26 protein-coding genes and 1 pseudogene are annotated in these 25,408 nt (G+C 67.9%); 13 read left to right on the plus strand and 14 right to left on the minus strand.

Annotated elements, in window-relative coordinates:
- Window positions 1–28 precede the first annotated feature (28 nt).
- The 5 genes from OG782_RS00150 to OG782_RS00170 form a co-directional block, all read right to left on the minus strand.
- A complete protein-coding gene (locus OG782_RS00150; RefSeq protein WP_406447110.1) occupies window positions 29–946 on the minus strand; it encodes a hypothetical protein in 918 nt (305 codons plus the stop codon).
- Between the two features lie 347 nt (window positions 947–1,293).
- A complete protein-coding gene (locus OG782_RS00155; RefSeq protein ID WP_406447112.1) occupies window positions 1,294–1,668 on the minus strand; it encodes an EF-hand domain-containing protein in 375 nt (124 codons plus the stop codon).
- Between the two features lie 847 nt (window positions 1,669–2,515).
- Window positions 2,516–2,854 carry an RNA recognition motif domain-containing protein gene (locus OG782_RS00160; protein ID WP_406447114.1) on the minus strand — a complete coding sequence of 113 codons (339 nt, stop codon included), beginning with the start codon at window positions 2,852–2,854 and terminating at the stop codon, window positions 2,516–2,518.
- 292 nt (window positions 2,855–3,146) lie between these two features.
- Window positions 3,147–3,455 (minus strand): hypothetical protein, encoded by a 309-nt coding sequence (locus OG782_RS00165; RefSeq protein WP_406447116.1) that lies wholly within the window; start codon window positions 3,453–3,455, stop codon window positions 3,147–3,149.
- Between the two features lie 6 nt (window positions 3,456–3,461).
- On the minus strand, window positions 3,462–3,881 hold the full coding sequence (locus OG782_RS00170) for an MmcQ/YjbR family DNA-binding protein (protein ID WP_406447118.1): 420 nt from the start codon (window positions 3,879–3,881) through the stop codon (window positions 3,462–3,464).
- Between the two features lie 196 nt (window positions 3,882–4,077).
- Here OG782_RS00170 and OG782_RS00175 point away from each other — a divergent pair, with 196 nt between their 5' ends.
- The 3 genes from OG782_RS00175 (at window position 4,078) to OG782_RS00185 (ending at window position 7,833) form a co-directional block, all read left to right on the plus strand.
- Window positions 4,078–5,100: a hypothetical protein gene (locus tag OG782_RS00175; protein WP_406447120.1), complete on the plus strand. Its 1,023-nt coding sequence runs from the start codon at window positions 4,078–4,080 to the stop codon at window positions 5,098–5,100.
- 323 nt (window positions 5,101–5,423) lie between these two features.
- A protein-coding gene (locus OG782_RS00180) for an IS5 family transposase (protein ID WP_406447122.1) occupies window positions 5,424–6,241 on the plus strand; the annotation gives its coding sequence in 2 pieces (ribosomal slippage) (window positions 5,424–5,766 and window positions 5,766–6,241; 819 coding nt in all).
- 827 nt (window positions 6,242–7,068) lie between these two features.
- Window positions 7,069–7,833 carry a GNAT family N-acetyltransferase gene (locus tag OG782_RS00185; RefSeq protein ID WP_406447124.1) on the plus strand — a complete coding sequence of 255 codons (765 nt, stop codon included), beginning with the start codon at window positions 7,069–7,071 and terminating at the stop codon, window positions 7,831–7,833.
- A gap of 182 nt (window positions 7,834–8,015) precedes the next feature.
- Here OG782_RS00185 and OG782_RS00190 read toward each other — a convergent pair whose 3' ends face one another.
- On the minus strand, window positions 8,016–8,450 hold the full coding sequence (locus OG782_RS00190; RefSeq protein ID WP_406447125.1) for a hypothetical protein: 435 nt from the start codon (window positions 8,448–8,450) through the stop codon (window positions 8,016–8,018).
- A 212-nt stretch (window positions 8,451–8,662) separates the two neighbouring features.
- Between OG782_RS00190 and OG782_RS00195 the strand changes: the two genes are divergently transcribed.
- Window positions 8,663–9,310: a hypothetical protein gene (locus OG782_RS00195; RefSeq protein WP_406447127.1), complete on the plus strand. Its 648-nt coding sequence runs from the start codon at window positions 8,663–8,665 to the stop codon at window positions 9,308–9,310.
- Here the strand turns inward: OG782_RS00195 and OG782_RS00200 are convergent.
- The 5 genes from OG782_RS00200 to OG782_RS00220 form a co-directional block, all read right to left on the minus strand.
- Window positions 9,282–9,821 carry an NUDIX domain-containing protein gene (locus OG782_RS00200; protein ID WP_406447129.1) on the minus strand — a complete coding sequence of 180 codons (540 nt, stop codon included), beginning with the start codon at window positions 9,819–9,821 and terminating at the stop codon, window positions 9,282–9,284. The two genes, OG782_RS00195 and OG782_RS00200, sit on opposite strands and share 29 nt — an antisense overlap.
- A 93-nt stretch (window positions 9,822–9,914) precedes the next feature.
- On the minus strand, window positions 9,915–10,355 hold the full coding sequence (locus tag OG782_RS00205; protein ID WP_406447131.1) for a hypothetical protein: 441 nt from the start codon (window positions 10,353–10,355) through the stop codon (window positions 9,915–9,917).
- The gene (locus OG782_RS00210; RefSeq protein WP_406447132.1) at window positions 10,253–11,581 is read right to left on the minus strand and encodes a hypothetical protein; all 1,329 of its coding nucleotides are present in this window, start codon (window positions 11,579–11,581) and stop codon (window positions 10,253–10,255) included. The genes OG782_RS00205 and OG782_RS00210 overlap by 103 nt, the downstream gene beginning before the upstream one ends.
- Window positions 11,582–11,586: 5 nt before the next feature.
- Window positions 11,587–13,077 (minus strand): hypothetical protein, encoded by a 1,491-nt coding sequence (locus OG782_RS00215; protein WP_406447134.1) that lies wholly within the window; start codon window positions 13,075–13,077, stop codon window positions 11,587–11,589.
- A complete protein-coding gene (locus OG782_RS00220; protein ID WP_406447136.1) occupies window positions 13,074–13,739 on the minus strand; it encodes a hypothetical protein in 666 nt (221 codons plus the stop codon). Before OG782_RS00220 ends, OG782_RS00215 begins: the two co-directional genes overlap by 4 nt.
- Window positions 13,740–13,957: 218 nt before the next feature.
- On the opposite strand from OG782_RS00220, the gene OG782_RS00225 reads away from it, so the two are divergent.
- Complete coding sequence (locus tag OG782_RS00225; protein ID WP_406447137.1) at window positions 13,958–15,322, plus strand: transcriptional regulator; 1,365 nt, start codon at window positions 13,958–13,960, stop codon at window positions 15,320–15,322.
- A gap of 184 nt (window positions 15,323–15,506) precedes the next feature.
- Here the strand turns inward: OG782_RS00225 and OG782_RS00230 are convergent, their stop codons facing one another.
- Window positions 15,507–16,118, minus strand: a complete 612-nt coding sequence (locus OG782_RS00230; protein WP_406447139.1) for an HAD-IA family hydrolase — start codon at window positions 16,116–16,118, stop codon at window positions 15,507–15,509.
- A 345-nt stretch (window positions 16,119–16,463) separates the two neighbouring features.
- Here OG782_RS00230 and OG782_RS00235 point away from each other — a divergent pair, with 345 nt between their 5' ends.
- Window positions 16,464–17,438 (plus strand): tyrosine-type recombinase/integrase, encoded by a 975-nt coding sequence (locus tag OG782_RS00235; protein WP_406447141.1) that lies wholly within the window; start codon window positions 16,464–16,466, stop codon window positions 17,436–17,438.
- Window positions 17,439–17,552: 114 nt separating this feature from the next.
- Here OG782_RS00235 and OG782_RS00240 read toward each other — a convergent pair whose 3' ends face one another.
- Window positions 17,553–18,290: a VOC family protein gene (locus tag OG782_RS00240; RefSeq protein WP_406447143.1), complete on the minus strand. Its 738-nt coding sequence runs from the start codon at window positions 18,288–18,290 to the stop codon at window positions 17,553–17,555.
- 336 nt (window positions 18,291–18,626) lie between these two features.
- On the opposite strand from OG782_RS00240, the gene OG782_RS00245 reads away from it, so the two are divergent.
- Window positions 18,627–19,007, plus strand: coding sequence for a hypothetical protein (locus tag OG782_RS00245; RefSeq protein ID WP_406447144.1), 381 nt, complete (start codon window positions 18,627–18,629; stop codon window positions 19,005–19,007).
- A gap of 108 nt (window positions 19,008–19,115) precedes the next feature.
- Here OG782_RS00245 and OG782_RS00250 read toward each other — a convergent pair.
- Window positions 19,116–19,355: pseudogene (locus tag OG782_RS00250) on the minus strand (Tn3 family transposase); the annotation flags it as partial.
- Window positions 19,356–19,851: 496 nt separating this feature from the next.
- On the opposite strand from OG782_RS00250, the gene OG782_RS00255 reads away from it, so the two are divergent.
- The 6 genes from OG782_RS00255 (at window position 19,852) to OG782_RS00280 (ending at window position 25,382) form a co-directional block, all read left to right on the plus strand.
- A complete protein-coding gene (locus OG782_RS00255; RefSeq protein ID WP_406447146.1) occupies window positions 19,852–20,415 on the plus strand; it encodes an RNA polymerase sigma factor in 564 nt (187 codons plus the stop codon).
- Window positions 20,412–20,669 carry a hypothetical protein gene (locus OG782_RS00260; protein WP_406447148.1) on the plus strand — a complete coding sequence of 86 codons (258 nt, stop codon included), beginning with the start codon at window positions 20,412–20,414 and terminating at the stop codon, window positions 20,667–20,669. Before OG782_RS00255 ends, OG782_RS00260 begins: the two co-directional genes overlap by 4 nt.
- 135 nt (window positions 20,670–20,804) lie before the next feature.
- Complete coding sequence (locus tag OG782_RS00265) at window positions 20,805–20,978, plus strand: hypothetical protein (RefSeq protein ID WP_406447150.1); 174 nt, start codon at window positions 20,805–20,807, stop codon at window positions 20,976–20,978.
- 173 nt (window positions 20,979–21,151) lie between these two features.
- Window positions 21,152–22,408, plus strand: coding sequence for a tyrosine-type recombinase/integrase (locus OG782_RS00270; RefSeq protein ID WP_406447152.1), 1,257 nt, complete (start codon window positions 21,152–21,154; stop codon window positions 22,406–22,408).
- The gene (locus OG782_RS00275) at window positions 22,405–24,840 is read left to right on the plus strand and encodes a tyrosine-type recombinase/integrase (protein WP_406447154.1); all 2,436 of its coding nucleotides are present in this window, start codon (window positions 22,405–22,407) and stop codon (window positions 24,838–24,840) included. Before OG782_RS00270 ends, OG782_RS00275 begins: the two co-directional genes overlap by 4 nt.
- Complete coding sequence (locus OG782_RS00280; RefSeq protein ID WP_406447156.1) at window positions 24,837–25,382, plus strand: hypothetical protein; 546 nt, start codon at window positions 24,837–24,839, stop codon at window positions 25,380–25,382. The genes OG782_RS00275 and OG782_RS00280 overlap by 4 nt, the downstream gene beginning before the upstream one ends.
- The last annotated feature ends 26 nt before the right edge of the window (window positions 25,383–25,408 follow it).

Genomic DNA, 25,408 nt, shown 5'->3' on the forward strand with positions numbered 1-25,408 from the left:
CGATTCGGATGGCAGCCCCATTCGGCTACTACTTGAGGACCCAGGCAATGATCACCGATGCGACCGCAGCAACAGCTCCGACTGCCGTCCAGATGACGCTGGTGCGGTGCCAGAAGGGCTGTCTCTCTGGGGTCGCTACAGGTTCGTTGATGTTTGCGCTTGCTGTAGCACCGCGTTCCGCGTGCGCCCTGGGCGCGTTGATGTTCACGGTCGCGCCATCGCCAGCACTGATGCTGAAGGTCCTCTCGGCAGCGTCGCCGATCTGGGCGGGATTGGGGTTCTGCTGACCAGGGGGCATGGATGCTCTCACTTCTGCAACGAACTGAGTCAGACGGGTTCTGATGCGGTCAAGGATGCCCTCGATGCTGGCGACGGCAACATCCCAGTGCAGAGAAGTGATCTCCGTACCTTTATTGCCGGCCTCGTGGTACTGCAGAGTCATCAACAGGACGTACTCCGCCGAGCCGGGCGGCGCGACAAAGATGGAGTTCCCCGCGCGAGCGATGAGTCCTTCGAGTTCCTTGACGCCGTAGAGGATAGGGACCACTTCTCCGACGCCGCGCTCTTTTGCCGGACTGGGAAGCAGGTGTGGGCTGATCCGACGACCGCTGTACTGCGTGATCCCCTCGAGCCCGTGAACATTCGCATTGATCTCAAGGGCCGCTGACACTTTCCGGTACGCCGGTAGATCATCGTCGGCTGCGTACCCCTCAAGTTCCTTAAGCGCCCAGGTGCGCAACTCCTTGTGGTGGGCGTAGCCACCAAGCATCAGACAGCGGCGCAGCGCGGAAGCCAGCGAAGTCTCATTGTCCAGGACAGCGGCTTCAAGCTGCTCCAGCCCTTGAACGTCCGGTTGGGTCACGGCGACCAGTGTGCCTGGTAATACACCCTGGAGAACGACCTTTTGTCGTGCTGGCGCCAGCGGGACCATGTTGGCAAGGATCATGGTGTTCCAGGCCCTCATCGCCCTCGTCTGAACCGGTGAAGGCCGGACTGGCTTTGTTCACGAGAACGGACAGCAGATGTTCACGACTTCGGGAGGCACCTGGGGGAGCTGCAGAATCGAACTGCTCGCCAGCTGAGACATTTGAAAGAGGTCCGGCCCGGAGCCACCACATGTGGTGGCTCCGGGCCGGACCTCGTCATGACGGACTGAGGGGCCAGGAGACGAGGCGCGTTTGTCAGTGTCCTCGGCAGGGCGCCGAACTCGTACCGCTCCCACGCCGGACTTCCGCGCGACGTCCAAGCGGCGGTGTACCGCTCGGGGCACACACGGTGGGTGAGGGACGGGCCTCAGCCCAGAAGAGAGACGTCGAGCGTGCCCTCGTCGTACGCCTTCTGAGCAGCGCACAACTCGTCAACCGAGACGCTTCCGTCGCCGTTGGTGTCGACGCTCTTGAAGGCCACCGAAGTGTCGATCCGGGCGCCGAAGCCGAAGTTGACTGCCTCCACCCACTTCGAGAACTCCGGCGGCTGGACCTTCCCGTCGCCGTCGGTGTCGCAGAGCTGGACCATCGCGGTCATGTAGCGCCGCAGCATGCTGAACCACGGGGCGCCCTCCCCGTTCGCATGGGCCGCGCCGATCACCTCGAACTGCTCGCGAGTCACCACATGCACTCCGCCGGCCTTCGCCGTCAGGTAATTCCAGATGTCTTCATACCTGGACATCACCGCACGTCCCCGGGGGGACCTATGCGGCTCGCCGAAGGCATCGAGGACCCTGCGTGCTTCGCGTTCGAGGTCCCTCTGGCAGAGCTGACCGCTGTGGTCACGGTCCCACCGGCGGAACCGAATCATGACCCGGTCTTGGATCGCTTGCGTTGCCGCCATGTCGTCACTCCCATATCTCAGATGCCGCAAAGTGTGCAGCCTGCACCTGATAGCAGAGAGTAGCAATCTGATTGCTCTATGCGCATTTCGCCAGGCTAGTCCGACCTGTCCCTTTCAGCGGCACGCTGACTGTGAGGAGATCGCGCGCTACTCGTCCATCCCAGGCCGGCCACCTCGGGCCTACGCCGCGGCCCGCAACGGCCTGCGGTCCCGGCTGAGGCGTCGCGATGCTGTTGGCAGGGATGTCGAACAGCCGCCAGCCCAGGTGCCTCCCGAAGTCGTGAACATCTGCTGTCCGTTGTCGGGCTCTGGCTCAAGTTCTGTGACATCAGCGGACACACCGGTCTCTGGACGATGCCGAGCCCGGCGACTCGCAGGTCAGGCAGCGGAGCGGGTTCCCGGACGAGGCGTTCCTGCTCCGTTTTCACAGAGTTGAGTCAGAACCACTACCCGTGAATTGAGCCAGACTGCGCTCGCGGGCGGCGTACGGGAATTCGTCGGCGAGAATGTGCTACCTGGCGGACAGTCAGCCACTTCTGCGGACCTGCGGCAAGTATCTCCGGCTTCCCAGATAAGGATTCACCTCCGGAGAACTGTGTCTCTACGCTGAGCCGGAGCGGGAGTGCGCGCACTCCCGCCAGCTGAACCTCTGGGCCCCTCAGCAATGCTGGAGCTGCCCCCGCAGCTACTGGCCGTAGCTGTCGTAGCTGCTGTTGCCGCTGTTGCCGCTGTTGCCGGCGTTGCCGGCGTAGCTGCCGTAGTGGCTGTGGTTTGCGGGCTTGGCATCGGCCAGGCTCACTTTCATTTGGCGTCCGTTGAGTTCCGCCTCGTGGAGTCCTGCGACGGCCGCGTCGGCTTCTTCCTGGCTGCCATAGGTAACGACGGCCGTACCCTTGGACCTGCCCGTATCGCGGTCACGCACGACGATGGAGTCGAGGACCTGGCCCATATGCGAGAACGCCAGATGGATGTCATCGTCAGTCGTATTCCAGCTCAAGTTGTCTACGTTCACCTTCACCGACATGGCTGATCTCCTCACGCAGCGGACCGCTGAATAACCTGCGCCAACGCTCTCGGGGCTTCCTACAAGAATCCATAATGCCCGTTTCGGGCGCGCACAGTTGCGCGGCGGCGCCTACCTTGCCGCTCAACCGCCCTCCTGGGTGAACAACCGCCCGGAGGTGATGAGTGGTTGTTGCCGCGTGGCCCGGAGGTACCGGCGGGCCCGGAGGTTCGCCGGTACCTCCGGGCCGTGACCGGGCATCCGTTGGTGCGGGTCCTGTCGGCGGCGTCCCGGCGAACCGGCTGCCGGGCGGTCAGTTGCTGACGGAGAGGACCTTGTTCTGGATCTTCTCGGGGGTCAGATCGGCGAGATCGCTGGTTTTGATCTCGACCGTGAAGTCCTTGACGACCCCCTTGAGGCTGGGCCTGGCGACGTCGGCCTTGGACTGCATAATGTGCGAGGCGGCCTTGCCGGCCCACGCGACGAGGATGTACCTCATCCCCTTCGGCCTCTGGACACGGTAGTAGGCGAACGCCGCCTCGCCCTCGCGGAGCGACTCGATGAATTCGTCGTGATCGCTCCCCTGGCGGATTCGGTCCTTGTGGCGGGAGACGAGGCCCACCGCCGGTCAGCTGATCGGTGGCAGGAGGGGGACCCGCGCGGCGAGGAACTTCGGGGCCATCTCGCGGTAGCTGTCGGTGATCAGTTCCGCAAGCTCGGTCCAGTCGGTGTGGTCACCGAGAACGGCGGCGACAACGTTATGGCCCCAGTCGGCACGGAGGAACGGGAACCCACCGGCGGTCAGGCCGAGCAGGTCGTCGACGGGTACCCGAAAAGTCATCACGACCAGTTCCTGATCTGCGGTCGCATACGAGGCGTAGACCGGGTGGCGATCCACGTCCGGCGTGTAGACATGGACGAACGTCCGCGTACGGATCCGCCAGCGCACGCCGATCCAGGCTGGTTCCTCGTACGACTCGGGCAGCTGCCGGCAGATCGACCGCGACCGGTTCAGGATCTCCGGCGGCACGTCTCCAGGACTGGACATGGGCCGACACTACTGCAGCCGCCGGACGTCACTGCAACGTCGAGTGGGAAGGGACAGTCCCCTCCGGGCGAATCTTGCAGTGTCCGGCCCTGTTTGCGAATGCCGCTGTGCCTGTATTTCAGGCCGGAGCCGCATAGCATTTCGGGCGGGGGGTGTCCGCGTGTGTGCGGGGCCCGCGAGAGATCAGGGAGTTCGAGTGGGCAAGCCGGCGAAGCCGATGCTGGACGCGAGTGGCTGGACGTTCCAGGATCTGGGGAGGCAGGTGACCGGCCCGTCGGCATGGTTGCGCGACTCCGACGGGGAGTTGCGGTTGTACACCTGCGACGCTGATTCGGGGCTGTTGAGCTACAGCCAGTGGTCCGGCCAGGATTGCGAGAGCTGGAGACTCCTGCAGGAGGAAGACGCCCGTGGGGGGATCACCGCCGCTGAGACCGGCAGCGGCTGGGAGCTGGTGTTCGCCGGGGCCGACGGCCGGATACGGTCCGCTGAGATCGGGCAGTACTACGACGACACGCACTACTCGCAGGCCGCGGTGAACGCGGCGCCCCAGGCGCTCGTGGCGCTCGCCAAGGATGGCGACGACCAGTTCCATCTGATCTACCAAGGGGATGACGGAGCGGTCTGGCGGGTGGCCCGGTCTGAAGTCCCGGTGGGTCGCTGGAAGACTCCCGAGCGTTTCGCCGGCGGCGGCGGCATCGTGTCGCTGGACCTGGCATGCCAGGAGAACGAGCGGTTGGTGGCCTTCGCCACCAACCCGAACGGCGAGCTCTACACCGCCGATGAGGGTGCCGACGGGCAGTGGGGCGAGTTCGAGCAACTGCCCGCCCAGGTGGACGGCCCGGCGGCTGCCGCGGTCAACAACGGCGGCGTCGGCACCGTCGCGGTGTTCTACAAGGGCACCGATCCCCACCAGTGGTACCGGCCCCGCACCGACATGAAGACCTGGGGCCAGGAGACCAGCCTGGGCGGCAGCATCGTGCCCGGCCCCACCCCGTTCAACGGCCCCGACGGACGCCTGGCCACCCTCGTCGTCGCCGACGACGCCAGCGTCTGGATCAACCAGCAGACCAGCCCCGGCTCACTCACCTGGGACGACTACGTCCGCATCGGCGAAAACGTCACCGGCCCCCTCTCCGTCCACCGCAACCACGACGGCTTGATCCGCTTCGCCTACACCAGCACCACCAACGGCAACCTCTGGGTCGCCACCCAAGTCTGACCCGCCGGAACAGCACGCCGCAGCGCAACCCAGCCCCAGAAGCCATGCCACGGAAGATGCAAAGTAGATCCGGACAACATCAACTTCCGGTATCCGGACTACTTTGCACCCCGCAGGTCAGCGCGCCGACCTGCTGCAGAGTTCGCCAGGACGGGACAACGGGCGCCGGCCCCGCAGGACGCGCAACGTTCGCGTACGGGGCCGCACGCCGCCCCGGCACGCCCCACGTCATCTGGCGCCGCATCGGCGCCCACAACATCCTCACCGGCCCCTGAGCGGGCCTAAGACCGTGTCCTATGTGGGCTCGGCTCGTTGGGTCGTTCATGCGGCGGGGTACGTGGAGTTGGATTGTTCCGGATGGGCTGTGGGAGATCGCGGAGCCGCTGATCCCGCCGTCGAAGGTGCGGCCGCAAGGTGGCGGCACGCAGGACACGCCTGATGAGACGGTGTTCGCGGCCATCATCTACGTGCTGGTCAGCGGCTGTGCCTGGCGCGCGTTGCCGCCATGCTTCGGGATATCGAAGTCGACGGCTCATCGCAGGTTCGTGATCTGGTCGCGGGCCGGCGTGTGGGGCCGACTGCACGAGGAGATCGTGCACCGGCTCTACGACGCCAGCCTGCTCGACTTGTCGCGCGCTGTCCTCGACTCCGCCCACGTGCGCGCTAAAAAGGGGGCGAACACACAGGTCCAAGCCCCGTGGACCGGGGCAAGCCGGGCTCCAAGATGCACGTCCTGTCGGACGCGAACGGACTGCCCCTCCTCGTCGGCGTCTCCGCGGCGAACACTCACGACAGCCTCGCGCTGAAGCCCATGATCGCGGGTCACCAAACGAGACACGACCCTCACCGAGGCCGCTACTTCAAGCCCCAGCGTCTCCACGCGGACAAGGCGTACGACGTCCCTCACCTGCGTAAATGGCTATGGGGCAAGCACATCGGCGTCCGCATCGCCCGCAAGGGAGTCGAGTCCAGCGAACGGTTAGGGCGCCGACGTTGGGTCATCGAACGCACCATGTCGTGGCTGACCGGCTACCGCCGCCTCAACCACCGATACGAACGCCACCCCCGTAACTACCTGGCCTTCCTCGGACTCGCCGCCACACTCTGCTGCTACAAACGACTCGCCCGTCTCACCACATAGGACACGGTCTTAACACCGGCCCCACCGGGCCCTACGGGTGGGCGGGCTCAGACAGCCTCTGTCCAAGCCCGTCCAGTACGACACTCATCGACCCTCACTTCCGTTGTACAAGGCGACAATGAGCCCGATGACGGGCAGAAGAACGACCACCAGCAAGGACAAGAAGAGGCAGCTGTAGAAGCAGGTAAGGCAGCCAGCACCCCCAACACCACCCTCAATGGGGTCGGTCTCAAATTGATTCCGTGCGCGCTCTGCCCTCACGCCTCGTTGGTACGCGTCCCAATTGTCCCACCAGTTAGACACGACTGCCCCCAGTAACTGTGCCGCGATTTGTGCCTGTTCGATTCCCCCGTGCAGCGCATCCACCCGCCTCGCCGTCAAGCAATTTCCGAAGCGCCTGCCCCGCTCCCCGCAACGGAGGCGGGGCAGCACCATTCCCACACCCCGACTGGACCCTCTGCACCCCACCCCTCTGACCAGGATACGGAGGGCGTACCTTCCCGAATGATCCTTCTTCGCTGCCTGCTCCAGCTTCGACCGGCCCTCACCGGTCGCCTCGGCTTCAGCGGTGACCGCCCGCTGAAACGCTTCTGCCGCAGCCAGCCAGGGCGCCCACCCCTCTTCGGTGTACGGCTCGGCCGCCGCCTCCATCTGGGCCTCGCCGGCCGCTCTGCACATGGGAAGGAATCCACATTCGGAAGGCGTCAAGGACGTCGCCCGAACCGGCTGCAGGGAACCGATAACCCCACTACGGGAACCCCGCGAGCCGAGTGACAGTCAGTGCAGGATGGGGGCTTCCGGGGTGGTCCGACAAAGAAGGATGTCGCATGGGGAAGCGGACGCGAAAGTCGAAGGGCAAGAACAGTAGGCACAGTGGCGCCGGACGGCCAGGTGATCCGTTGAAGGACCGGCGCATCCCCGGGAAAGCCATCGAGATTCCCGACCCGTACATTCCCGCCGGGTACGAGCTCGTCGAGGCTGAGGCGTCGGATGCGGAGTTGTTCGCGCCGGTGCTGCAACTGGCCGACCCGGACAACCCCGATGGGACCTGGTCCGGGATCGGCGCGTTGATCGCCCAAGCGGATCAGGGCATAGCCGCTGGCACCAGGCTGGTGTTCGGTGCCATGCATGAGTCCGGAACCCTGGCCGCTGCACTGGTGGCGCAGCCGCCCATGCACTGGATTGGCACGCACCACGAGCTGCAGCATGAGGACGCGCGCGTAGAGTTCGCCCGCTGCATCGCGACCATCGACAGTGTGGCCGTTGTCGAGACCCATCGGGGCAAGGGCCTTGCACAGGCGTTGATCACGACGGCCGAGCAGCTCCTGGGAGATGCCGAGTACCCCCTGGTCCACATCGTGCACCGGCCTGAACTCACCGACTTCTACGTCCGGCTCGGGTACACCCACGACCCCAGCGGCCTGAGGATCGGGACTCCGGTCGGGGCCGTGGCGCAGCCGAACCCCACGGGCTACACCGGATCGTGGAAGGCGCTGCGGGACCAGGTCCGCGTCGAAAACCTGCACTACGTGAACGGCACCTTCGACACGCTGCTCGGGGTGATACCGGGAGCCGACCAGCTCAAGGACTGACGCCTCGCTGGCGAGATGAGCCACCGTTCGGTGTCGCCGCTTCAGGTCTCTTGACTGGCGAATCGCGCGGGGGCGAGCCCGCGGACGTCGGACGTTCCGGAGGCCCGGAGGTGGTGGCCGACGTGCTGAAGCTGCGATCCGCTGGTGAAAATATCGTCGACGCGGAGGACCCTGACTTGAGATCAGGGAAGCCGGTAGCAGGCCTTCTTCTTGGAGCCCTTGAACTGAGCACAGACCAACGTCTTCGCGGGCAGTTTCGGCCCGCTGGCGCGGCCGGTGTGTCCCCACAGCGATTCCACCGCGACGCCGGGTGCGTCGCCATTCTCGCCCGTCCAGGAGGACTTCTTCCATCGGCTGACCTTCACGTCCTTCCCGGGCTTCTGGTACATCCACCGAGCCCAGTAGGAGTGGCCTTTCCTCCCTGACACCTTGTGAGCAATGACCAGTGGCACCCGGTGGGGTGAGGCCTGCGTGTACTCGATGACGATGCAGTAGTCCCGACTCGTATTACACCGGTGCATTTGCACGACGCTGGCTTCCGCGCGCGCCGCATCCGCGGGCACAGGGGCTGACAGGAGCAGCACGGCAGCGGCCGCCAGAGAAAAGATCTTCAGCATGCCCGGTCAACGGATTCCGGAGCCGGTAGTGCGGCGGGCAGTACGCAGATCACCCGCACGAGGACGGCAACCGGCGTCGGGCCATCGGCCGCGACCAAGCCCGCTCCCGCCAGGCCGCCGTAGAACGGGCCACATCCGCGGAGAGGAACGTACGCCGGTTACATGAAGGGCTCGTCGGAGATGCTTGGCGGGCTCGGCTCTCGCGTCGGGGCGTGCCGGAGGCGCTGGAGCACCTGGAACGTGAGTACGAGATCATCGCGACGGTGGGCATGAGCATCACCGATCGCCGGTGGGCCGGCGGCATACCGCTGATCGACGAGGACGGAGTCCGGTACGCGGTGTTCACCCCGGAGTCCGGCCTCGTCAACGATGAGGCGTTCGTGCTGCTGGCCGGGATGCTGCTGGTGTTCACGACGGTCAAGGACGTGAAGCGGTTCGACCGCAACACCCGCAACGGCAGCTACATCTACCGCCGGGTTCCTGTCGACGGCTGGAAGATGCAGTACACCGAGGTCGCGCCCGACGCGAAAGCCCCTTCCAAGGCTGCCGAGCCGCGCTGTCGGCGCGCGGTCGGCCCCTGTGCGTGCACGGAACCGCAGCTGACGGCGAGCATCTCCGGTAGCACACAGTTAGAGCGTGTCCTGCGAGGAGATGGCCCCGGCCGCCGCCCTCTACAGCGCCACATGTCTGACCTGCGGTGGCCCGTACAGCAAGCCGTGGCGTCGTATCCGGCCCTGACCTGGCCGGTCTCGGCGTCCTGCGCATCGCCGAGACCAGGTCACGCGGGGAGAGTCTCGTGCCGGGCCGGTCAGAGGCCGGGGCGTCTGAGCGCTACACCCAGGTGTAGTTCGCGTCGGTGACGGCGTCCAGGGCCGCGTTGGTGACGGCGGCGTGCGGATCGGCGAGGGCGGCGAGGGCGGGGCCGATGGGCGGAAAGATGGGCAGCCCGGCGGTCTTGCGGTAGTCGATCCACTCGATGACGCCGACCTCGTGGCTGCCGTCGGGGAGCTCGTCCAGTTCCTGTTCGGCGAGGGTTTCGCGGGTGTCGGGGCTGATGTGGAAGCGGTAGATCAGGTGGAGCTTGCGCGGCGGCGGGGTCGGGCCCGGGCGGGTCACGCGCTGGTCGACGACCCACATCAAGTCCCCGCCCTCGGCCGCTGCCGTGTCCAGGCCGAGTTCTTCGGCGAGTTCGCGGGCGAGGGCGAGGGCGAGGTCTTCTCCGTGTTCGACGTTGCCGCCGGGCGGGGTGTAGTGGGTGGAGTCGGCGCGGTCGCGGCGGATGAGGGCGACGTCGTCGCCGCAGAACACCAGCGCCCCGGTCCGGATCTTGATCTTTGAGAACGGGGCGGGTGTGGCAGGGGTGTTCGTCATGGCCGCCAGTATCGCGGCGTGTTCCGGGTGCCGGGCGGGCTTTGCCCCGCCTTCACCCGCCCGGAACCGGACACGGTGTCCGCTTACGGGCGGTCAGGCGGCGGGCAGGCCCGGCAGGGCGAACGCCTTGCGCCCCTCCTTCATGCTGGTGTGCTCGATCCAGCCGTCCTGCAGGGTCAGCACGTGGCGGCGCAGCCGGCAGCCGGTGGCTCGCATCACCGGTGAGAGGTGGCAGGGGTCGAGTTCCTCCACCAGCAGGCTCGGCGTACTCGCGGGAGGGTTCTTCTTCCCCGCGACCGCGATCGGGAGCCTGCCCGTGGGAGTCAGGGGCAGCGGGGTGATCCGCCAGATCGGGCCGCGGACGGTGGAGAGGCTGGCCTGGCCGAAGCCGCGTTCCTCGCGCGGGGTCATCGGCTCGCCGTTCGTGGCGGTCAGGCCGCGGAAAAGCTTCTCGGCGCGGCCCTGGTTGACGATCTGCCCGGTGTCGATGGTGAAGGAGCGGGAGAAGAACAGGCTCGTCGGGTAGCCGGCCATCTCCAGCGCGGCCGCGTACGTGGCGACCTGGGGATGGACCTGCTCGCGCAGGTGGGCGGCCGCCGCCTGGTCGACGCCTTCCAGGGCTTGGGCGCGGGTGGTGAGCGAGGCCAGGACGGCGTCGACGTCCGTGCTGGTCGCGGTGGTGAACTCGGCGCGGCGGGCCAGGCCGCGGGCCTGCTTGTGGGCGAGGAGGGTGTTGAGCAGGTGCCGAGTGGCGTCGGTGTACCCGGAGGCGGGCCGGATGCCGGTGGCGGGTAGAGGTGGAGGGCGGTGAAGGTGCCGTCGGTGTGGAAGTCGGGGTCGGCGGCGAAGTAGGGGCCGTCGGCGTTGGTGAAGCGGTGCATGCGCACCTGGCGCGCCGTGTGGGCGACCGTCAGCGTGCTGGCGAGCGCGGCCCTCACGGTGCCCGGCGTGGGCCGGGCCGTGTCGGAGGTGATGTGCAGGTACGGGGTGCCGGGCAGGGAGTAGACGGGCTGGGTGCGCTCATCCAGCCGCTCGATCACCGTCTCGGGCAGTTCGCCCGTGGCGGGTGCGCGGGAGATGAGCAGGTGAGGGCCGCAGGCCAGCACGTGGTGGCCGTCGACGTAGGTGTCGGTGAGCGGGTGGATGCCGACCAGGGGTGCGAAGCGGAGCTCGCAGGCGGCGGTGGCGGCGCCGTGGCCGAGGGCGTCCAGCAGCGGCCGGTAGGTGGCAAGGGCTGCGGCCAAGTCGGTGATGTACGCCTGCCGGGAGGTTCCCGCGCGGCCGGTGTAGCCGAGGGTGTACGGGGTGACCGAGAAGCGGACCCCGTCGAAGGAGTCGGAGTGCTCGTCCACCAGGCGGCGGTGCATGGCCGTCAGGCCCACGGCGTGGGAGGAGTAGCCGACGGTGGAGATCCGCAGCTTCACCCCCAGGACGTCCCGGGCGAGGGCGGCGTAGTGGTCGAGGTGGGGGTAGGAGCCGATGTCGTTGTCCAGGTAGGGGAACACGACCCGGGGGTGGTGGATCCGGCCGGAGGCGATCGCCAGGTTCCGCTCGGCGGCGACCTGCGCGAGGGCGGTGAACAGGCCGGTCAGCCCGTCCCTGGTGAGGCCCCAGGTCTCGCGGCCGGCGAACTGGGAGCACATGGCGCAGCCGTTGTAGCAGCCGCACTGCGGCGCGATGTACTGGACGCGGGTGAACGCGTCGTCGGGCAGTGCCCGCAGCTGCTCCAGCAGTGTGGGCGCGACGATGGTGGTGGTCATGGCGGTCACCTCGATGGGGTCGGGTCGGATGCCGGGGTGAAGTGAGCGGCGAGCGTGTCCAGGACGTTGGCGCCGAACCCGGACAGCTGGTGCGGGGCGGCGAACGGAGTGCCGGGTCCGGTGGTGAGGGCCTCGGCGGTGCCGAGCTCGGCACCGGGCAGGCACACCACGTGCTCGGCGGGCAGGTTGGCCAGGAGGATCTCGCCGAGGTCGGCGTTGGCCTGGCCCGGGTGGGCACCGGCCCGCACCCAGGTCAGATCCCCAGCCGGATTCAGCCGGTAGACGCCGGATCCGCGCTGGGCGGTCAGGCGGACCGGGATGGCGCCGCGGTGGCGGAGCTTGAGATAGAACGGCCCCACCCCTGTCGTGGCCGACGCCGTGACCGTGGCCGCGTTGAACTCCCCGGGATCTGGCATCCAGTCCACCCGGCCGCCGAGCAGGGCGGTCAGGTGCGCGGCGGCAAACGGGGGCAGGCCGCGCAGTTGCTGGTTGACGGCGGAGACTTCGGTGGTGCCCTGGTTTCGGCAGTTGATCTCGTTGAACACCGCCTGCCCCTCGGGGGTGAGGATGGCGTCCAGCCCGAACAGTCCCGCCATCCCGTGTCCTGCCCAAAGGTGATCCGCGATGCGTACGGCAGTTTCCACGACGTCGGCGGCGGCCTTCGAGGGCCAGGGGCGGGACCAGTCGTTGCCGGCGCTCTTGCCCGGGCCGATCCCCGCCTCGCGGATGCCGATGGCCTTGTGGGAGGGCCGGTCCACGTACACCGCGACTCCGCCACGGGAGTCGGGGACGGACAGCACGGTGGTGTTCGAGGACCAGCCGGGAACGAACGCGGCGACCTTGTACGGGCCGGGCATAGCCGCCGCCCGGGCGAGGTCGGCTTCGGTGTCCACGAACACCGTGCCCCTCCCGCCGCAGTCCGATCCGGCCTGCACCACCAGCCGCCGGGCGTCGATCTGCCGCCGGAGGTCCGCCAGCGCGGGCAGCCTGCCGTCGATGCGTACACAGGGGATCCGCATCCGATCCGGCACCCCCGCGCTTTCCAGCAGAGTGTCGAAGGCGGCCTTGTCCTCGATGGCCTGTCGCAGGCGGCCATCGATCGCGGCGACCGTGCCGCCGGGGCCCGCCCAGCGGCGCAGCTGTTCGGTGGCGTACCAGGCGGCGATCACCGGCGGCACGGGCAGAGCGGCCAGCAGCGCTGCCGCCTCGCCGTCCACCGTCCGCGTCCAGGAGTGCCGTTGGACCGGCCCCCGGACACGGGTGCGGTCCTCGGCGGCCAGGACCGCGTGCGGGGCGGCCCGCTCCCAGCCGGGGTAGCAGCCGATCGCGAGCCGCGGTCTGGCCCGGCTGAGCGGACCGGGGCCGGCGTACAGGGTGCGCATCGAGGAACCGAAGCGTTCGGCCGTCACCAGCGGCCGGCCCGCCAGAGCTTTCGCGAGGGCTGTGCCGGCCGCGTCGGTCAGTGCCGGGTCGGGCTCGGCCATCCAGCTGGTCACGCTGCACGCTCCAGCTCGCCGACCGCTGCGGCCGGGGCGGGGGCGGGTCGGGCGCCGAGGAGGGTGTCCGCGATGGCTGCGGCCATCTGTTCGGGCTGGCGCTGGGAGGTGTCGAAGACCAGCAGCCTGTTGTGGCGGCGGCCCATGCCGCAGGTGAGCATCGCGGTGAACGTCTCAGCGAACACGGCGTCCTCCACACCGCGGATATCGACCGCGTCCGGCCTCTCCCGCAGCCCGAGGCGTGCGCGGCGGACCACGGAAGGGGCGTGGAGGTAGACAGCGACGTCGAAGGAGGCGAACAGGCGCGGCCAGCGCAGTGCGAGGACAGCGGAGAGGTAGGGTCCGCCGGCCATACCGAAGGCGACGGTCCGGTCTACGTAGCCGTCCTGGATGAGGACGCTGCCGGGCGGCTCCGGCGCGGCGGCTCGCACGAGGACGCCGTCCAGGACATAGCCGGCGAGCAGGTAGGCGCCGGTGACCAGCGCACTGTCGGGCTGGCGTACCAGCGGCAGCTTCTTCAGCAGCCGCCGGGCAGGGTGGCGGGCGGCGAGCAGGCCCCGGTGCTGTGCGACTTGCCGACCACGGGCTTCGAGTTCGGTGGCCAGAGCGGTGACGAGGGTGGTCTTGCCGGACAGGTCCAGGCCGTCCACGAGGACGCGCATGGCGGTCCCCTTCCTCCAGTGCCGATAGGGGTAGCCCGCCATGGTGGGGCGGGCACAGCCCACGTTCGACCTGGTCGGGTGCCCGGGTGAAGGTGTCAGGGGTTGCCGGGGATTGCCGCCCGGTTGCTCCCCGTTGCCTCGCTCGGGCCGGCGTCTTCCCGTCGGCCGGGACGCGGACGGACACTGGGGGTTCTGGTCTTCTGGGAGGTAGAGCGCCCGTGATCGCAGCCACCGCCACCGCTGTTCAGACCCACCCGCTCACCACGCTGATATCGCGGCATAGCCTGACCGCGGCCGGCTACCTCAAGAAGGTGGCCGACCGTCACGAGGCGCTCGGCTTCGGCGCGATGGCCCACCGCAAAGAGAAGGCCACCCGGTGGACACGAGAGGGCGTCACCCCGGAGAAGACCGCACTGCTGGCCATCGCCAGCCTGCACGGCATCGACTTCGCCGACGTCGACCGGTACGGCTGGCCCGGCTTCCTCCTCCTCGCCCTGGACGATGACCGGACCGTTTTGGAGTCACCGTGGACTGCGGCGGGTACGGTCACAACACTGACGGATGTGGGAGGTCCAGTGGACCGTCGCGGCTTTCTGATCGCTTCCACCAGCACGCTGGCCGCGGCCGTCGCGCAGTGGATCACCGCCGAACCAGCGATCGCCGTCGGCCCCGGCGGACGCAGAGTCGGCGCCGAGGCCGCCGGCCTCTTCGATATCCGCCTCGACGCCCTGCGCCACCTCGACGACACCGTCGGCGCCGGAAGGGTCTACGACGCGGCCGTCCTGGAGATCCGGCTGATCACCGATCTCCTCAAACACTCCTCCTACACCGAGGTCACTGGCCGCCGGCTCTTCGCCAGTGCCGCCGAAGCCTCACGGCTCGCGGGCTGGTGCTCGTACGACGAAGGCCGCCACGCGGCCGCCGAGCGGCACTTCGTCGCCGCCTTGCGCGCCTGCGGATCCGCCCAGGACTCCACGCTCGGCGCGGTCACCCTCGCCTTCTGGGCCAACCTCCGCTACAACGCCGACGATCCCCAAGGCGCCCTCCACCTCCTGGACGGGGCACTCGCCGACCGCCGCAAAATCTCCTCGCCCCGGGTCACCGCGATGCTCCACGCCCGCGCCGCCCGCGCCCACTCCAAAGCCGGCGAGGCCACCGCGGCCTGGCGCCAGATCGACGCCGCCTTCACCGCGTACGCCAAAGCCGACACTCCCGAGGCGGACCTGCCGTCGATGTACTGGGTCAACCACGGTGAACTGCACCAGGTCGCGGCCAGCTCCGCTCTCAGCCTCGGCGAGCCCAAGCGGGCCCTGGAGGACTTCACTGCCGCGCTCACCCACGAAGACCCCTACGACATCGACCGTGAAGCCCGCGGCACCGTCATCTACCAGGTCCGCTTGGCCGAAGCTCACCTCGCGCTCGGCAACGTCGACGCCGCCCTCGACCTCGGCCACCAGGTCATCACCGTGATGGGCGGCATCGACTCGGCCCGCAGCACCAGCACACTGGGAGAACTCCGCGGACAGCTCGGCGGCCACCGCCACATCCCCGCCGTAGCCGACTTCCTCGACTACGCGGCCTGAGCCGAGGCCCCCCGAGACCGGGTACGCAGGAGACGCGTCCGTGATTCGGTAGCAACATTATCGAGACTGGCACCGACTCCTACTGCCTGGCCGTCACACGGGCCCGCACCGAAGCGGCGCGGCGGTCACTAGCTGACGTCTGCCCCGGTCACAGGGTTAGCCGGCCAGCGCCTTCCAACCCTGTTCAAAGGACAGAAGCCAGTGCTTGGCGAAGATCTGAGGGCTCGCGGTAGAGCACGGCGGTCATACCTGCCGCGCGGGCGGCATCGATGTTGGCCTGGGTGTCGTCTACGAACAGGCAGCGCTCGGCCGGGACTCCCGCTCGTTCTGCGGCGATCTGGTAGATCTCCGGGTCGGGTTTAGCGATGCCGACGCGGGAGCTGTTGACCACGTGGTCGGCGAGGTCGGTGAGTCCGAGCAGGGCCAAATCCTCGTCCAGCCAAGCGGTCGCGTTGGTGACCAGTACGACGGGCATCCTGCCACGCGCCTTCCCGATCAGCTCCACGGCAGCCTGATCCGCACGGAACGGGGCGTGGGCGAACGCGGCGGCCAATTCGCCGGCCTGCGGGGCGGGGATCCGGTCGGCAAGTGCATCGGCGATGGAAGCGGTCCACTGGGCTCGGCTGATCTGCCCGAGCAGCAGTGGCAGATCTCGCTCGGGGGCGAAACCGATCTCAGCGGTGATGCCCTCTGTGAGCCCGGCTGCCCGCTCCAGACGCGTCACTGCGGTCAGGTCGTAGAAGCGGATCACCCCGTCGACATCACACAGCACTGCGTCGAACACCCGGTTACCCATGGCTCGCGATCATGCCAGACCCCGATACGCGCCCGGCGGGCCGGCCAGCTCGTACAGCAGGCGGCTGGCTTCATTGCTCCCTGTCCGCGGCCGGCGGAGAGAAGGACCGGCTACCGGTTGTTCAGCTCGAGACGGATACGGGGGTTGAGGAACATCGGAACGAAAACCGGCGCTAAGGATCTGTCGGCCCTGGTGGGCGGCTGACGGGGCGTCGGTCGTGGGGCCGGGCTGAAGTCATCCCGCAGATAACGCCCTATTATCTGCGGCATCAGCAAACGCGACCTGGGGAGACGTTCTCCGCACGCTGCGTGAAGCGACCCTGTTATCTGTGGCAAGGGAGAGACGGTGCCCGCGGTCCTGCTGCTGCCGACCGGGAAGGCGCTGACCGTCCGGACGGCTGCCGACGCCTTCCTCGACTCGCTGGCCAACCCGAACACGATCCGGAACTACGGCATCGCCGTCGGGAAGACCGCCGAGCGGATCGGCGAGGTTCGGCCGCTGGCCGCCGTCGCGGACGACGAGATCGGCGAGGCGCTGGAGCTGCTGTGGGGCAGCTCGGCGGTGAACACCTGGAACGCCCGCCGCGGCGCGGTGCTGTCCTGGACCGGCTGGTGCGCCGAGCGTGGCTATGACGGGCCGGCGGTCCCGGTGTGGGCGAAACGGATGCCGCCGCCGGACTCCGACACCCCGGTGCGTTCGAAGATGGCGATCGACCGGCTGATCGCCCGCCGGGACGTCCACCTGCGGGAGAAGACCCTGTGGCGGATGCTCTACGAGACGTGCGCCCGCTCCGAGGAGATCCTGGACGTCAACATCGAGGACCTCGACCTGGCCGGCCGCCGAGTCCCGGTGAAGTCGAAGGGCGCCCAGCCGAAGGTGCGCCGCCGCGGCGCGACCCGTGGCGACTACGTGCTGGAGACGGTGTTCTGGGACGCGGGCACCGCCCGGCTGCTGCCCCGCCTGCTCAAGGGCCGCACGCGCGGCCCGGTGTTCGTTACCCACCGCCGCCCCGGTCCCGGCAAGGTGCTCTCCGCCCGGGATGTGTGCCCGGCCACCGGCCTGGCCCGCCTCTCCTATGGGCAGGCCCGCGCGCTGCTCGACCAGCACACCGCCCTGGCCGGGCCGGGTACCGGCTGGGACCTGCACGAGTACCGCCACTCTTCCCTGACTCACCTCGGCGAGCAGGGCGCGTCCGAGCTGATGCTGATGGCCAAGTCCCGGCACAAGAAGGTCGAGAACGTCCGCCGGTACTTCAAGCCCTCGTCGGAGGCCATCGCGGGCATCACCAGCCTGCTCGCTCCCGGCGACAGCCGGCGCTGAGGCCCGGCGACCGGTCGAGCTGGCTGCGGCATGGTGACCAAGCAGGACGAGACCCGCCTGCCGAAGGTTCCGGTCAGGCGGGTCTCGTCCTGGGACGCACCACCTGCGTGGCGCTTACCGCCGGCGGGCCATCAGCGCGAACTCAGCCTGCGATCCGACCCGGTCGTCGGGTGACGTCAGGGCGCCCGCGACCTCCGATGTCTCGTATGCCTTCCCCTTCACGAACATGCCGCCGCCTTCCGCGCGGACGTCACCCTCGTGCTTGACCACCGTGCCCTCGGCGGAGGCGATGTCGTCGACCTCGAAGTACGTCCTCCAGTAAGGCCGCCTGGTCTCGATCTGTACGAGGGTGCCGATGTCGCGGTTGCCGACTCGCATCGTGTCTCCGCCGGCCTGCGACTCGAATGTGTAGCCGAACACGTCGCCGTAGAACTTCTTGGCGCCCTTGATGTCGGATGTGCGCAGTGCGAACCAGCTCATCGCGCTGGCTTCGTCGGTGATCTGGGCGCCGGAGCACTCATCGGGCTTCCAGAGCCCGAACTCCGCCCCCTGCGGGTCTTTGCACAGCTGAAGCTTGCCGAGCTTGCCGAGCTCCAACTGCGCGCCTGCACTGCCGCGCGCTTCGAAGATCGATCCCGTGGTGGCGTCGAGGTCGGAGCAGGCCAGCAAGGGGATCCACTGGTCTCTCGGGAATACGGCGCCCGCGCTGTCCAGGAACTTGGCGGAGCCGACGCAGGCGGCCGTCTTGCCGTTCAGCTCACAGACCGTGTTGTCGCCGGGCTCGCCCTTCCAACCGAACAGCTCGCGGTAGAGGTCCAGCGCGAGCTGCTGGTCGGTTGCGGCCGTGTACACCCAGCACGGGGTGCCAGCCGGGTGAGGAGTGGTGGTCTCAGGCATCTCGATCTTTCTGCTGAAGGCTCGGGTACGACCACCCTCTCGTTACAGAAAGTCGAGTACACGCAGACACGCTGTCACGAAAGAGGGATGGGGATCAGACGAAGAACCGGTGCGCTGGGCCGACCCTGGGAACCGGCACAGGGTTCGGCTCTCGCCTCCGCGTCGGGTCCTGCGCGGGGTGCGAGGTCCCCGGTTTGAATGATCTTCCCCTGTCACGCTATGTGGTACATCGGGAGCCTGCTGTGATGGACCGTGGGAGTCGAGTGGCGACTCCGCGAAGGGAGCACAACCATGTCTACGCCGGTTTCACCCGACATCACCAGCGAGGACGGGTCCGCATGGGTCAAGATGAAGGCGGGGGGCCGACCTGCCCATCTCAACATCGAGCTGAAGAACTCCAGCGACACGGACCTGAAGGTCACTCGGATGTGGAGCCGCGACTTCGACAGCATCGAGGTGGCGGAGAGCGTCATCAGCGATGAGGGCGCGAAGATGGTTCGGTACGCCGAGTTCACCATCCCCGCCAAGGGCGTCATCTGGATGGGGGGCAAGACCAAGATCGTTCTGGAGAAGGAGAAGCACATCATCACGATGGACCTGACCATCTCCTTCGCCTTCTTTCTGAGCGACGGCACTGTCTTCGAGATCGACGCACCCGTCCGCTTGACGTAGTAGCCGCGTCGTGTGTGCCCGGCGCGCCGGGCACACACGCGACGCGTCCGGCGAGCGATTCTGGTTGCCCGGCCCCCTGTATCGAGGAGAAGGCGCCGGCGCCCGGGCTCACGCCTCGGCTCGCTCCGGGTCCCGCAGTGGCCGCAGCCCGCCGGGCATCTCGGGCAGCAGGAACGAGTAACGGCCGAGCATGTTCACGTGGTGTCGGACGAACGGTGAGAGCCGGGCGACGTCCTCGTCGCGGACATCGAAACCCTCGGTGCGGAGCTGGGTGACGGCGGCGTCCATGTAGCGGGTGTTGAACAGGACGAGGGCGTTGAGGACCAGGCCGAGCGCGCCGATCTGGTCTTATCCGAACTAGCCCAGCGTGGCGACGAGTTGATCTCCCGTCCTCTTCCACCACGGAAAGTAGTCGTGGAGAAGTTGGGTGGACCGGCGTCGCCGGGCGTTTCGACGCCCGTGGCGATGCGCTGTGGCACTCATCCACCACCGACCACAGCAAGATCATGTAAGCGACGATGAAGATTGCCGTCTCGGCGATGTCACGCTGAAGCCTGCTGGTTGCACTACCTGATGTACGCGGTGTTCCGAGCACCGCTGAGCGGATGGAGACGTGGCCGCATGGATCCGATATGGACGGGGGCACTCGCGATGCTTGTCCCTGTAACCACCCAACTGTGTTACCAGTGGATCAGGAGTCGGACCACAGTACGGTTGGCTCAGCTGGATCAGCAAGGACTGAGTGAGAGGGTGCGCTGCTTGCCACAGGGCAGTCGCCTGTCGGAGAGCTCTCAAGGTCGAAAAGTCATCGTCGAGGTCGGCCCTGGCCCGGGGGACGGTGGACATGAGTGAACAACGAGCACCGGTTCAAGAACAGTCAGTCTCACGCCGACAGTCGCCACAGACGGCGCTGCGTGCGCCTGGAAGTCGACTGGACTTCGCACTGTTCTACTCCGAGCACTTGGCGATGCTGACTCGGTTCGTGATGCGCCTGGGTGCCTCTCCCCACGAGGCGGCGGAAGCCGCACACGTTGCGTTCGTCGAAGCCTTCCCCAAGTGGTCACAGATCACGACGCCCCGGGCGTGGCTGCGTACGGTCGCCACACGGGTCTATCTGCGACAGACCGGGCTCCGCGACCAGCTAACCGACACCGTCCCGGACCAACCCGGTGGGGAATGTCCCCTAACGGCCGTGGTCCTGAAGGATGAGGAACAGCACGTGTACGCGGCGTTGGGCATGCTGCCGCCGCGCCAGCGCCAGGTGATGGCGTGGCACCTGGACGGCTTCTCCCACTCCGAAATCAGCGCAGAGCTAGGGACCACGGTCGAGGCAGTCCGTCAAAACTACGCTCGTGCCCGAGCGTCCTTGAAACGTTCGCTGGGCTTGACGGCGGGAGACCAGCCATGAACGACGACCGCAGCACCGAATTCAGTTATGCCGACGAGGACACCGTGCTCGACCAGCTCCTGGAACGCACCGACGACTCGGTACTCATGTCTCTGGAGACGGCACTGGAGCATGACGCCGGACTGGCTCACATCTTCGAGCTGTACCCGTCGCGCGCCAGGCGTCGACACCGTGGTGCACGGCCGCGCGTCACTCGGGACCGCCCGCCCCAGGACGCCATCGCCGACCAGCAGCATGGATCCCAACGCCCCTGAGCATGCGCGACGAAAGCCACCGATCCCTAACGGGCATGGCGCTGGCCAGGTGAGGCAACTGTCAGGTGGTCACAGCTCGCGATCAAGACGTCCGGCACTGTTGCGAAAGTCGGGCATGCCGAGGTGGACGGTGGTGTGCCGGGCCGCGATGTCGCGCATGGCGGCGAGCTTCTGCTCGGCGGCGGCGAGGCTGGCCTCGATCGCGGCGACCTCGCCGAGCCAGCCCTGTTCCTTGGCCTCCTGGAGGCGGTCGACCAGGTTCGCGCGGATCTCCTCCAGGCGGGGCCTCTGCTCGGGATCTGGTCGTAGGACTGGGCATCTGATGCCCCGTTGACCGAACTAGATTTGGCTCCCTTCGAGGTCAACTCACAGTGACAATAAGGGAGTTGTGGCTCTCAACGGCGGGTCGTGGTGACTGCGCGTGTGGTGGTGGATCTGGTTTCATCGCGTGTCGTCAAGTAGGTCGGCCCGTGGAGGAATGGATGCCAGAGCACAGCACGACGGTCCGGGATGTGGCGACGCTGAAGGTGGCAAGGGTCGGCCGCGTCGAGAAGACCGATGATCCGCTGCGGCCGTTCCGGCTCGTAGACGCCGATGGCACCGAGGTGGCGGCGGTCAGTGAGTTCCTGCACCACATGCTCGCCGACGACGCGAGTCCGACGTCGCTGCGGTCCTACGCCTATGAGCTGTTGGCGTGGGTCCGGTTCTTACGCGCCGTGGACGTTCCCTGGCATCTGGCGAGCCGCGTCGAGGCCCGTGACTTCGCACTGTGGCTGAAGACCACGAAGAAGCCGCCCCGGCAGCGCCGTCCCGACGCACCCGCCCCGGGCTCGGTGAACCCAGTCACGGGGAAGGCCGCGCTCGGCGAGAACTATGCCGCTCGGACCAGGCGGCACGCTCGCGCGGTGATCCGCTCTTTCTACGAGTACCACCGGGAGACCCACGGCCGACCGCTGATCAACCCGTTCCAGCAGGGCGGGGCTGCCGACGAGGGGAGTCCGAATGCACATCACAACCCGATGCAGCCGTTCCGGCAGCCCTCGCGCCGGGGTACCTATCAGCCCAAGGAGCCCAAGCCGACCCCGAGGATCATTCCTGACCAGGCAATCAACGACCTGTTCGCCGGGTTGAAGTACAACCGGGACAGGGCTCTGATCGCCTTCTACATCTCCACCGGCGCCCGCGCCTCCGAGCTGCTCGGCGTCCCGCAGGGCCTGGTCGCGCCCGGGGACCAGACGATCGGTGTCGTCCGCAAGGGCAACCAGGTCCTGCAGCACCTTCCCGCCTCCGCCGACGCGTTCGTTTGGCTGCGGCTCTACCAGCAAGAACTGCGCGGCATGGTCCCCAAGCACCCGTCGGAGCCGCTGTGGTGGACGCTGCGGCGGCCCTTCCGCCCGCTGGAGTACGACGCGGCCCGGATGGTCTTCACCCGCGCCAACCAACTGCTCGGCGCGAACTGGACCCTGCACGACCTGAGGCACAGCGCGGCCAAGAGGATGGTCCGCGATCCGAACCTGACCCTCGCCGACGTGCAGTGGGTCATGGGACATGCCCACATCACCACCACGGAAATTTATATCGCTCCCACTCCCGACGAGGTCGTCGCCCACGTCCTGGCCCACCACGAGCGGCAGCGCGCCAAGCAGGCCAAACCGCCGGCCCCGCCGGCACCGGGTTACCGCCCCGAGGTGCTGGCAGCACTGCTCGGCACCTCGACCGCGAACGGCGAGAGCCGGTGAACCCGACCGTGAACGTCGACGTCGCCCGGCCCGTCGAGCCACATGAGGTGGGGAACCCACTGGAGTGGAAACCGCGAGTCGGAGAAGCGAGCTGGTGGCAGGCCCGTCAGAGCCGGGAGCGCCTGGTCGACCGGCTGCTGGGCCGGTTCACCGACCCCGGTGCGGGCCTGACCCGCGACAAGACTCGGCGGCGGGGCCTGGGCAAGCTGCTGGACTGGCTCGAAGGCCAGCCCGGAGAGACCTGGCAGGATCGCTGGATGGCCAGCGGGGCGGACGACGCCGGCTTCGAGTGGACCGATCTGCCCCTGCAGGGACGCGGCACACCCAAGAGCCACTGGCGCGATGAACTGGCCACGGGACTGGTGCTCCTGGTCGCCGGGCAGGCGATCCGCCCCAGCTACCCGTGGCTGCTGCGGCAGCGCGTGACGGTGATGCTCACCGAGTCCCGGGCCGCCAGTGACCCCGCTGCCTTCCAGCGGCTCGAACAACTGGCCCAGCATGCGACCCCGACAGCGAGGTCCGACGCCCTGAACAAGCTCACCTGGATCGTGATCCGCAAGGGTGGCCTGGTCAGCGACATCACCGTCGGCGACTGCATCGAGCTGACCATCGCACTGGAGGAACACCACTTCCGGGGCAGCGCCGGCCGGCCGCTGTTCTATGCCCTGCTCAAGGAGACCGGCGTGCTCCCGGCCAGCGCACCGGTGCGGCTGCGGGCGCTTCGCATCGAAGGCCGCCGCAGCGTCGAGCAGATCGTCGACGCGTACGCCATCGAGTGCCGGGCCGTCCGTGACCTGCTGGTCGAGTACTTCACCGAGCGGGCTCCCGAGCTCGACCACGTCTCGCTGCGTTCGATCGCCCGCAACCTGTGCCGGTTGTTCTGGCGCGACCTGGAGATCCACCATCCCGGCATCGACTCGCTGCGACTGACGCCCGAGGTCGCGCAGGCGTGGAAGGAACGCCTGGCCTACATCCGTGACGCCCAGGGCCACCCGGTGCGGCCGCGGGTGAACTTCCGCAGCGAGCTGGTGTTCGTCCGGGCGTTCTACCAGGACATCGCCCGCTGGGCCGCCGACGATCCGGCGCGATGGGCGCCCTGGGTGGCGCCGTGTCCGATCAAGGCCAACGAGTGCGCGACGAAGAAGTCCAGGTCCGGGGTGAAGTCCCGGATGGACCAGCGGACCAGGACCCAGCTGCCGCTGCTGCCCGCCCTGCTTCGAGCCGTCGACCGGCAGCGCAAGGACGCCGAGGCTCGCATCACTGCGGCTCGCGCGACACCAACTGGTGGACGGTTCCAAGTCGCCGGGGAGGAGTTCGAGCGCTGCAGGTCCGGGCAGGCCCGCCGCGTCTACGTCACCGAGGTGGCCGCCGGTCGGCGGCGGAACCTGACCCACGAGGAGGAGGCGGCGTTCTGGTCCTGGGCGACGGTGGAGGTGCTACGGCACACCGGCATCCGGATCGAGGAGATGCTGGAGCTCACCCACCACAGCTTCATCGCCTACACCCTGCCCACCACCGGCGAGGTGGTTCCGATGCTGCAGGTCGCCCCGTCCAAGACCGATTCGGAGCGCCTGCTGCTGGTCTCCCCGGAGCTGGCGGAGGTGCTGACCGCAGTGATCTTCCGGGTCCGGGCCGGGAACGCCGCCCTGCCGCTGGTGTCGGCCTACGACGTGTTCGAGCAGACTTGGAGCCCGCCCATGCCGTTCCTGTTCCAACGCCGGTACGGCACCGAGGACCGGCCGCTGACCCGCAGCTACATCCGCGAGTGCCTGGTCGCGACCTCGCAGTCCGCCCAGATCACCATGGCCGGCGACCCGCTCGAATGGCGCCCCCACGACTTCAGAAGGATCTTCGTGACCGACGCCATCCGCTCCGGACTGCCCCCGCACATCGCCGCGAAAATCTGCGGCCACGCCGCTCTGGACACCACCATGGGCTATGCCGCGATCTACCCGGAGGACGTGATCTCCCATCACCGGGCCTTCATCGCCCGCCGCAGAACCGAGCGGCCCAGTGAGGAGTACCGCGAGCTCACCGCCACCGAGTGGGACGAGTTCCTGGCCCACTTCGAACTCCGCAAGGTCGCCCTGGGGACCTGCGGCCGCGACTACGCGACCCCGTGCCAGCATGAAAACGCCTGCGTCAGGTGCCCCCTACTCCGCGTGGACCCAGCCCAGATGCCACGCCTCCAAGAGATCCACGCCAACCTCGTCGACCGTCTCCAAGAGGCCAAAGACCAGGGCTGGCTCGGCGAGGTCGCCGCCATCGAGACCACCATGGCCTCCGCCGCGCAGAAGCTGGAGGCCATGCGCGAGCGTGCAACTCAGCCGTCCACCGTTCACCTCGGCATGCCCGACATCCGCCGCGACACCGGACGCAGCAGCGCCGACGCTGAGACAGCCTTCCCAACGGGTCCTAAGCTTCGCGGATGACCTACGAAGAGCTGTGCTGGGAACCGATAGCGGCGCTTCCAGAAGGCGAGCCCGAGACGTCCTTCGGCGGGCGTTGGGAGGACCGGCTCTGGTTGAACGTTCCTGGCCCCTTCTACACCGGCATCGCCGACAACTGTTGGACGGGCCGGCTGCACGCACCGCGTCATGTGCTCTACGGCGGCGAGTACTTCGGTGAATATGTGTATCGCCAGCCGACGACCACGGCCGAGGTCCTGAACCTGGTGACAGCAGCCCAGGAAGATCCGTACCGCGGCTATGCCTGCGACGGCGACAGCCGGTGGACACCCGAGGCTGTTCGGAACTGGTGGCGCGACCGTGGACGGGTCACCGAGTACCTGGAGTCCCTCCTGCCCGGATGGTCGTCCAGCGACAGGTCTGACGAGCGGGAAGCCGCAGAGGGGCTGAGGGACTTTGCCGCCTACATCACTGAAGGGCTCGGCGCTGACCTCCGGAAGTACCTCTTCCGGCTTGAAGAGGGCCGTTACCCGAAGAGCTCCGGACCACTGCCTGAGCTCCGATAAACAATGACGGCCACGGCATGCTCGGT

It is taken from the genome of Streptomyces sp. NBC_00876, from assembly GCF_045207435.1.
Lineage (GTDB): Bacteria > Actinomycetota > Actinomycetes > Streptomycetales > Streptomycetaceae > Streptomyces.

Coding starts and splice junctions, on each gene's coding strand:
- OG782_RS00185 (WP_406447124.1), top strand. CDS start 7,069: ATGGGGAAGCGGACGCGAAAGTCGAAGGGCAAGAACAGTAGGCACAGT.
- OG782_RS00230 (WP_406447139.1), bottom strand. CDS start 16,118: ATGGGTAACCGGGTGTTCGACGCAGTGCTGTGTGATGTCGACGGGGTG.
- OG782_RS00255 (WP_406447146.1), top strand. CDS start 19,852: ATGAGTGAACAACGAGCACCGGTTCAAGAACAGTCAGTCTCACGCCGA.
- OG782_RS00220 (WP_406447136.1), bottom strand. CDS start 13,739: ATGCGCGTCCTCGTGGACGGCCTGGACCTGTCCGGCAAGACCACCCTC.
- OG782_RS00210 (WP_406447132.1), bottom strand. CDS start 11,581: ATGACCACCACCATCGTCGCGCCCACACTGCTGGAGCAGCTGCGGGCA.
- OG782_RS00155 (WP_406447112.1), bottom strand. CDS start 1,668: ATGTCCAGGTATGAAGACATCTGGAATTACCTGACGGCGAAGGCCGGC.
- OG782_RS00280 (WP_406447156.1), top strand. CDS start 24,837: ATGACCTACGAAGAGCTGTGCTGGGAACCGATAGCGGCGCTTCCAGAA.
- OG782_RS00190 (WP_406447125.1), bottom strand. CDS start 8,450: ATGCTGAAGATCTTTTCTCTGGCGGCCGCTGCCGTGCTGCTCCTGTCA.
- OG782_RS00160 (WP_406447114.1), bottom strand. CDS start 2,854: ATGTCGGTGAAGGTGAACGTAGACAACTTGAGCTGGAATACGACTGAC.
- OG782_RS00150 (WP_406447110.1), bottom strand. CDS start 946: ATGATCCTTGCCAACATGGTCCCGCTGGCGCCAGCACGACAAAAGGTC.
- OG782_RS00170 (WP_406447118.1), bottom strand. CDS start 3,881: ATGTCCAGTCCTGGAGACGTGCCGCCGGAGATCCTGAACCGGTCGCGG.
- OG782_RS00270 (WP_406447152.1), top strand. CDS start 21,152: ATGCCAGAGCACAGCACGACGGTCCGGGATGTGGCGACGCTGAAGGTG.
- OG782_RS00245 (WP_406447144.1), top strand. CDS start 18,627: ATGTCTACGCCGGTTTCACCCGACATCACCAGCGAGGACGGGTCCGCA.
- OG782_RS00260 (WP_406447148.1), top strand. CDS start 20,412: ATGAACGACGACCGCAGCACCGAATTCAGTTATGCCGACGAGGACACC.
- OG782_RS00205 (WP_406447131.1), bottom strand. CDS start 10,355: ATGGCCGGCTACCCGACGAGCCTGTTCTTCTCCCGCTCCTTCACCATC.
- OG782_RS00200 (WP_406447129.1), bottom strand. CDS start 9,821: ATGACGAACACCCCTGCCACACCCGCCCCGTTCTCAAAGATCAAGATC.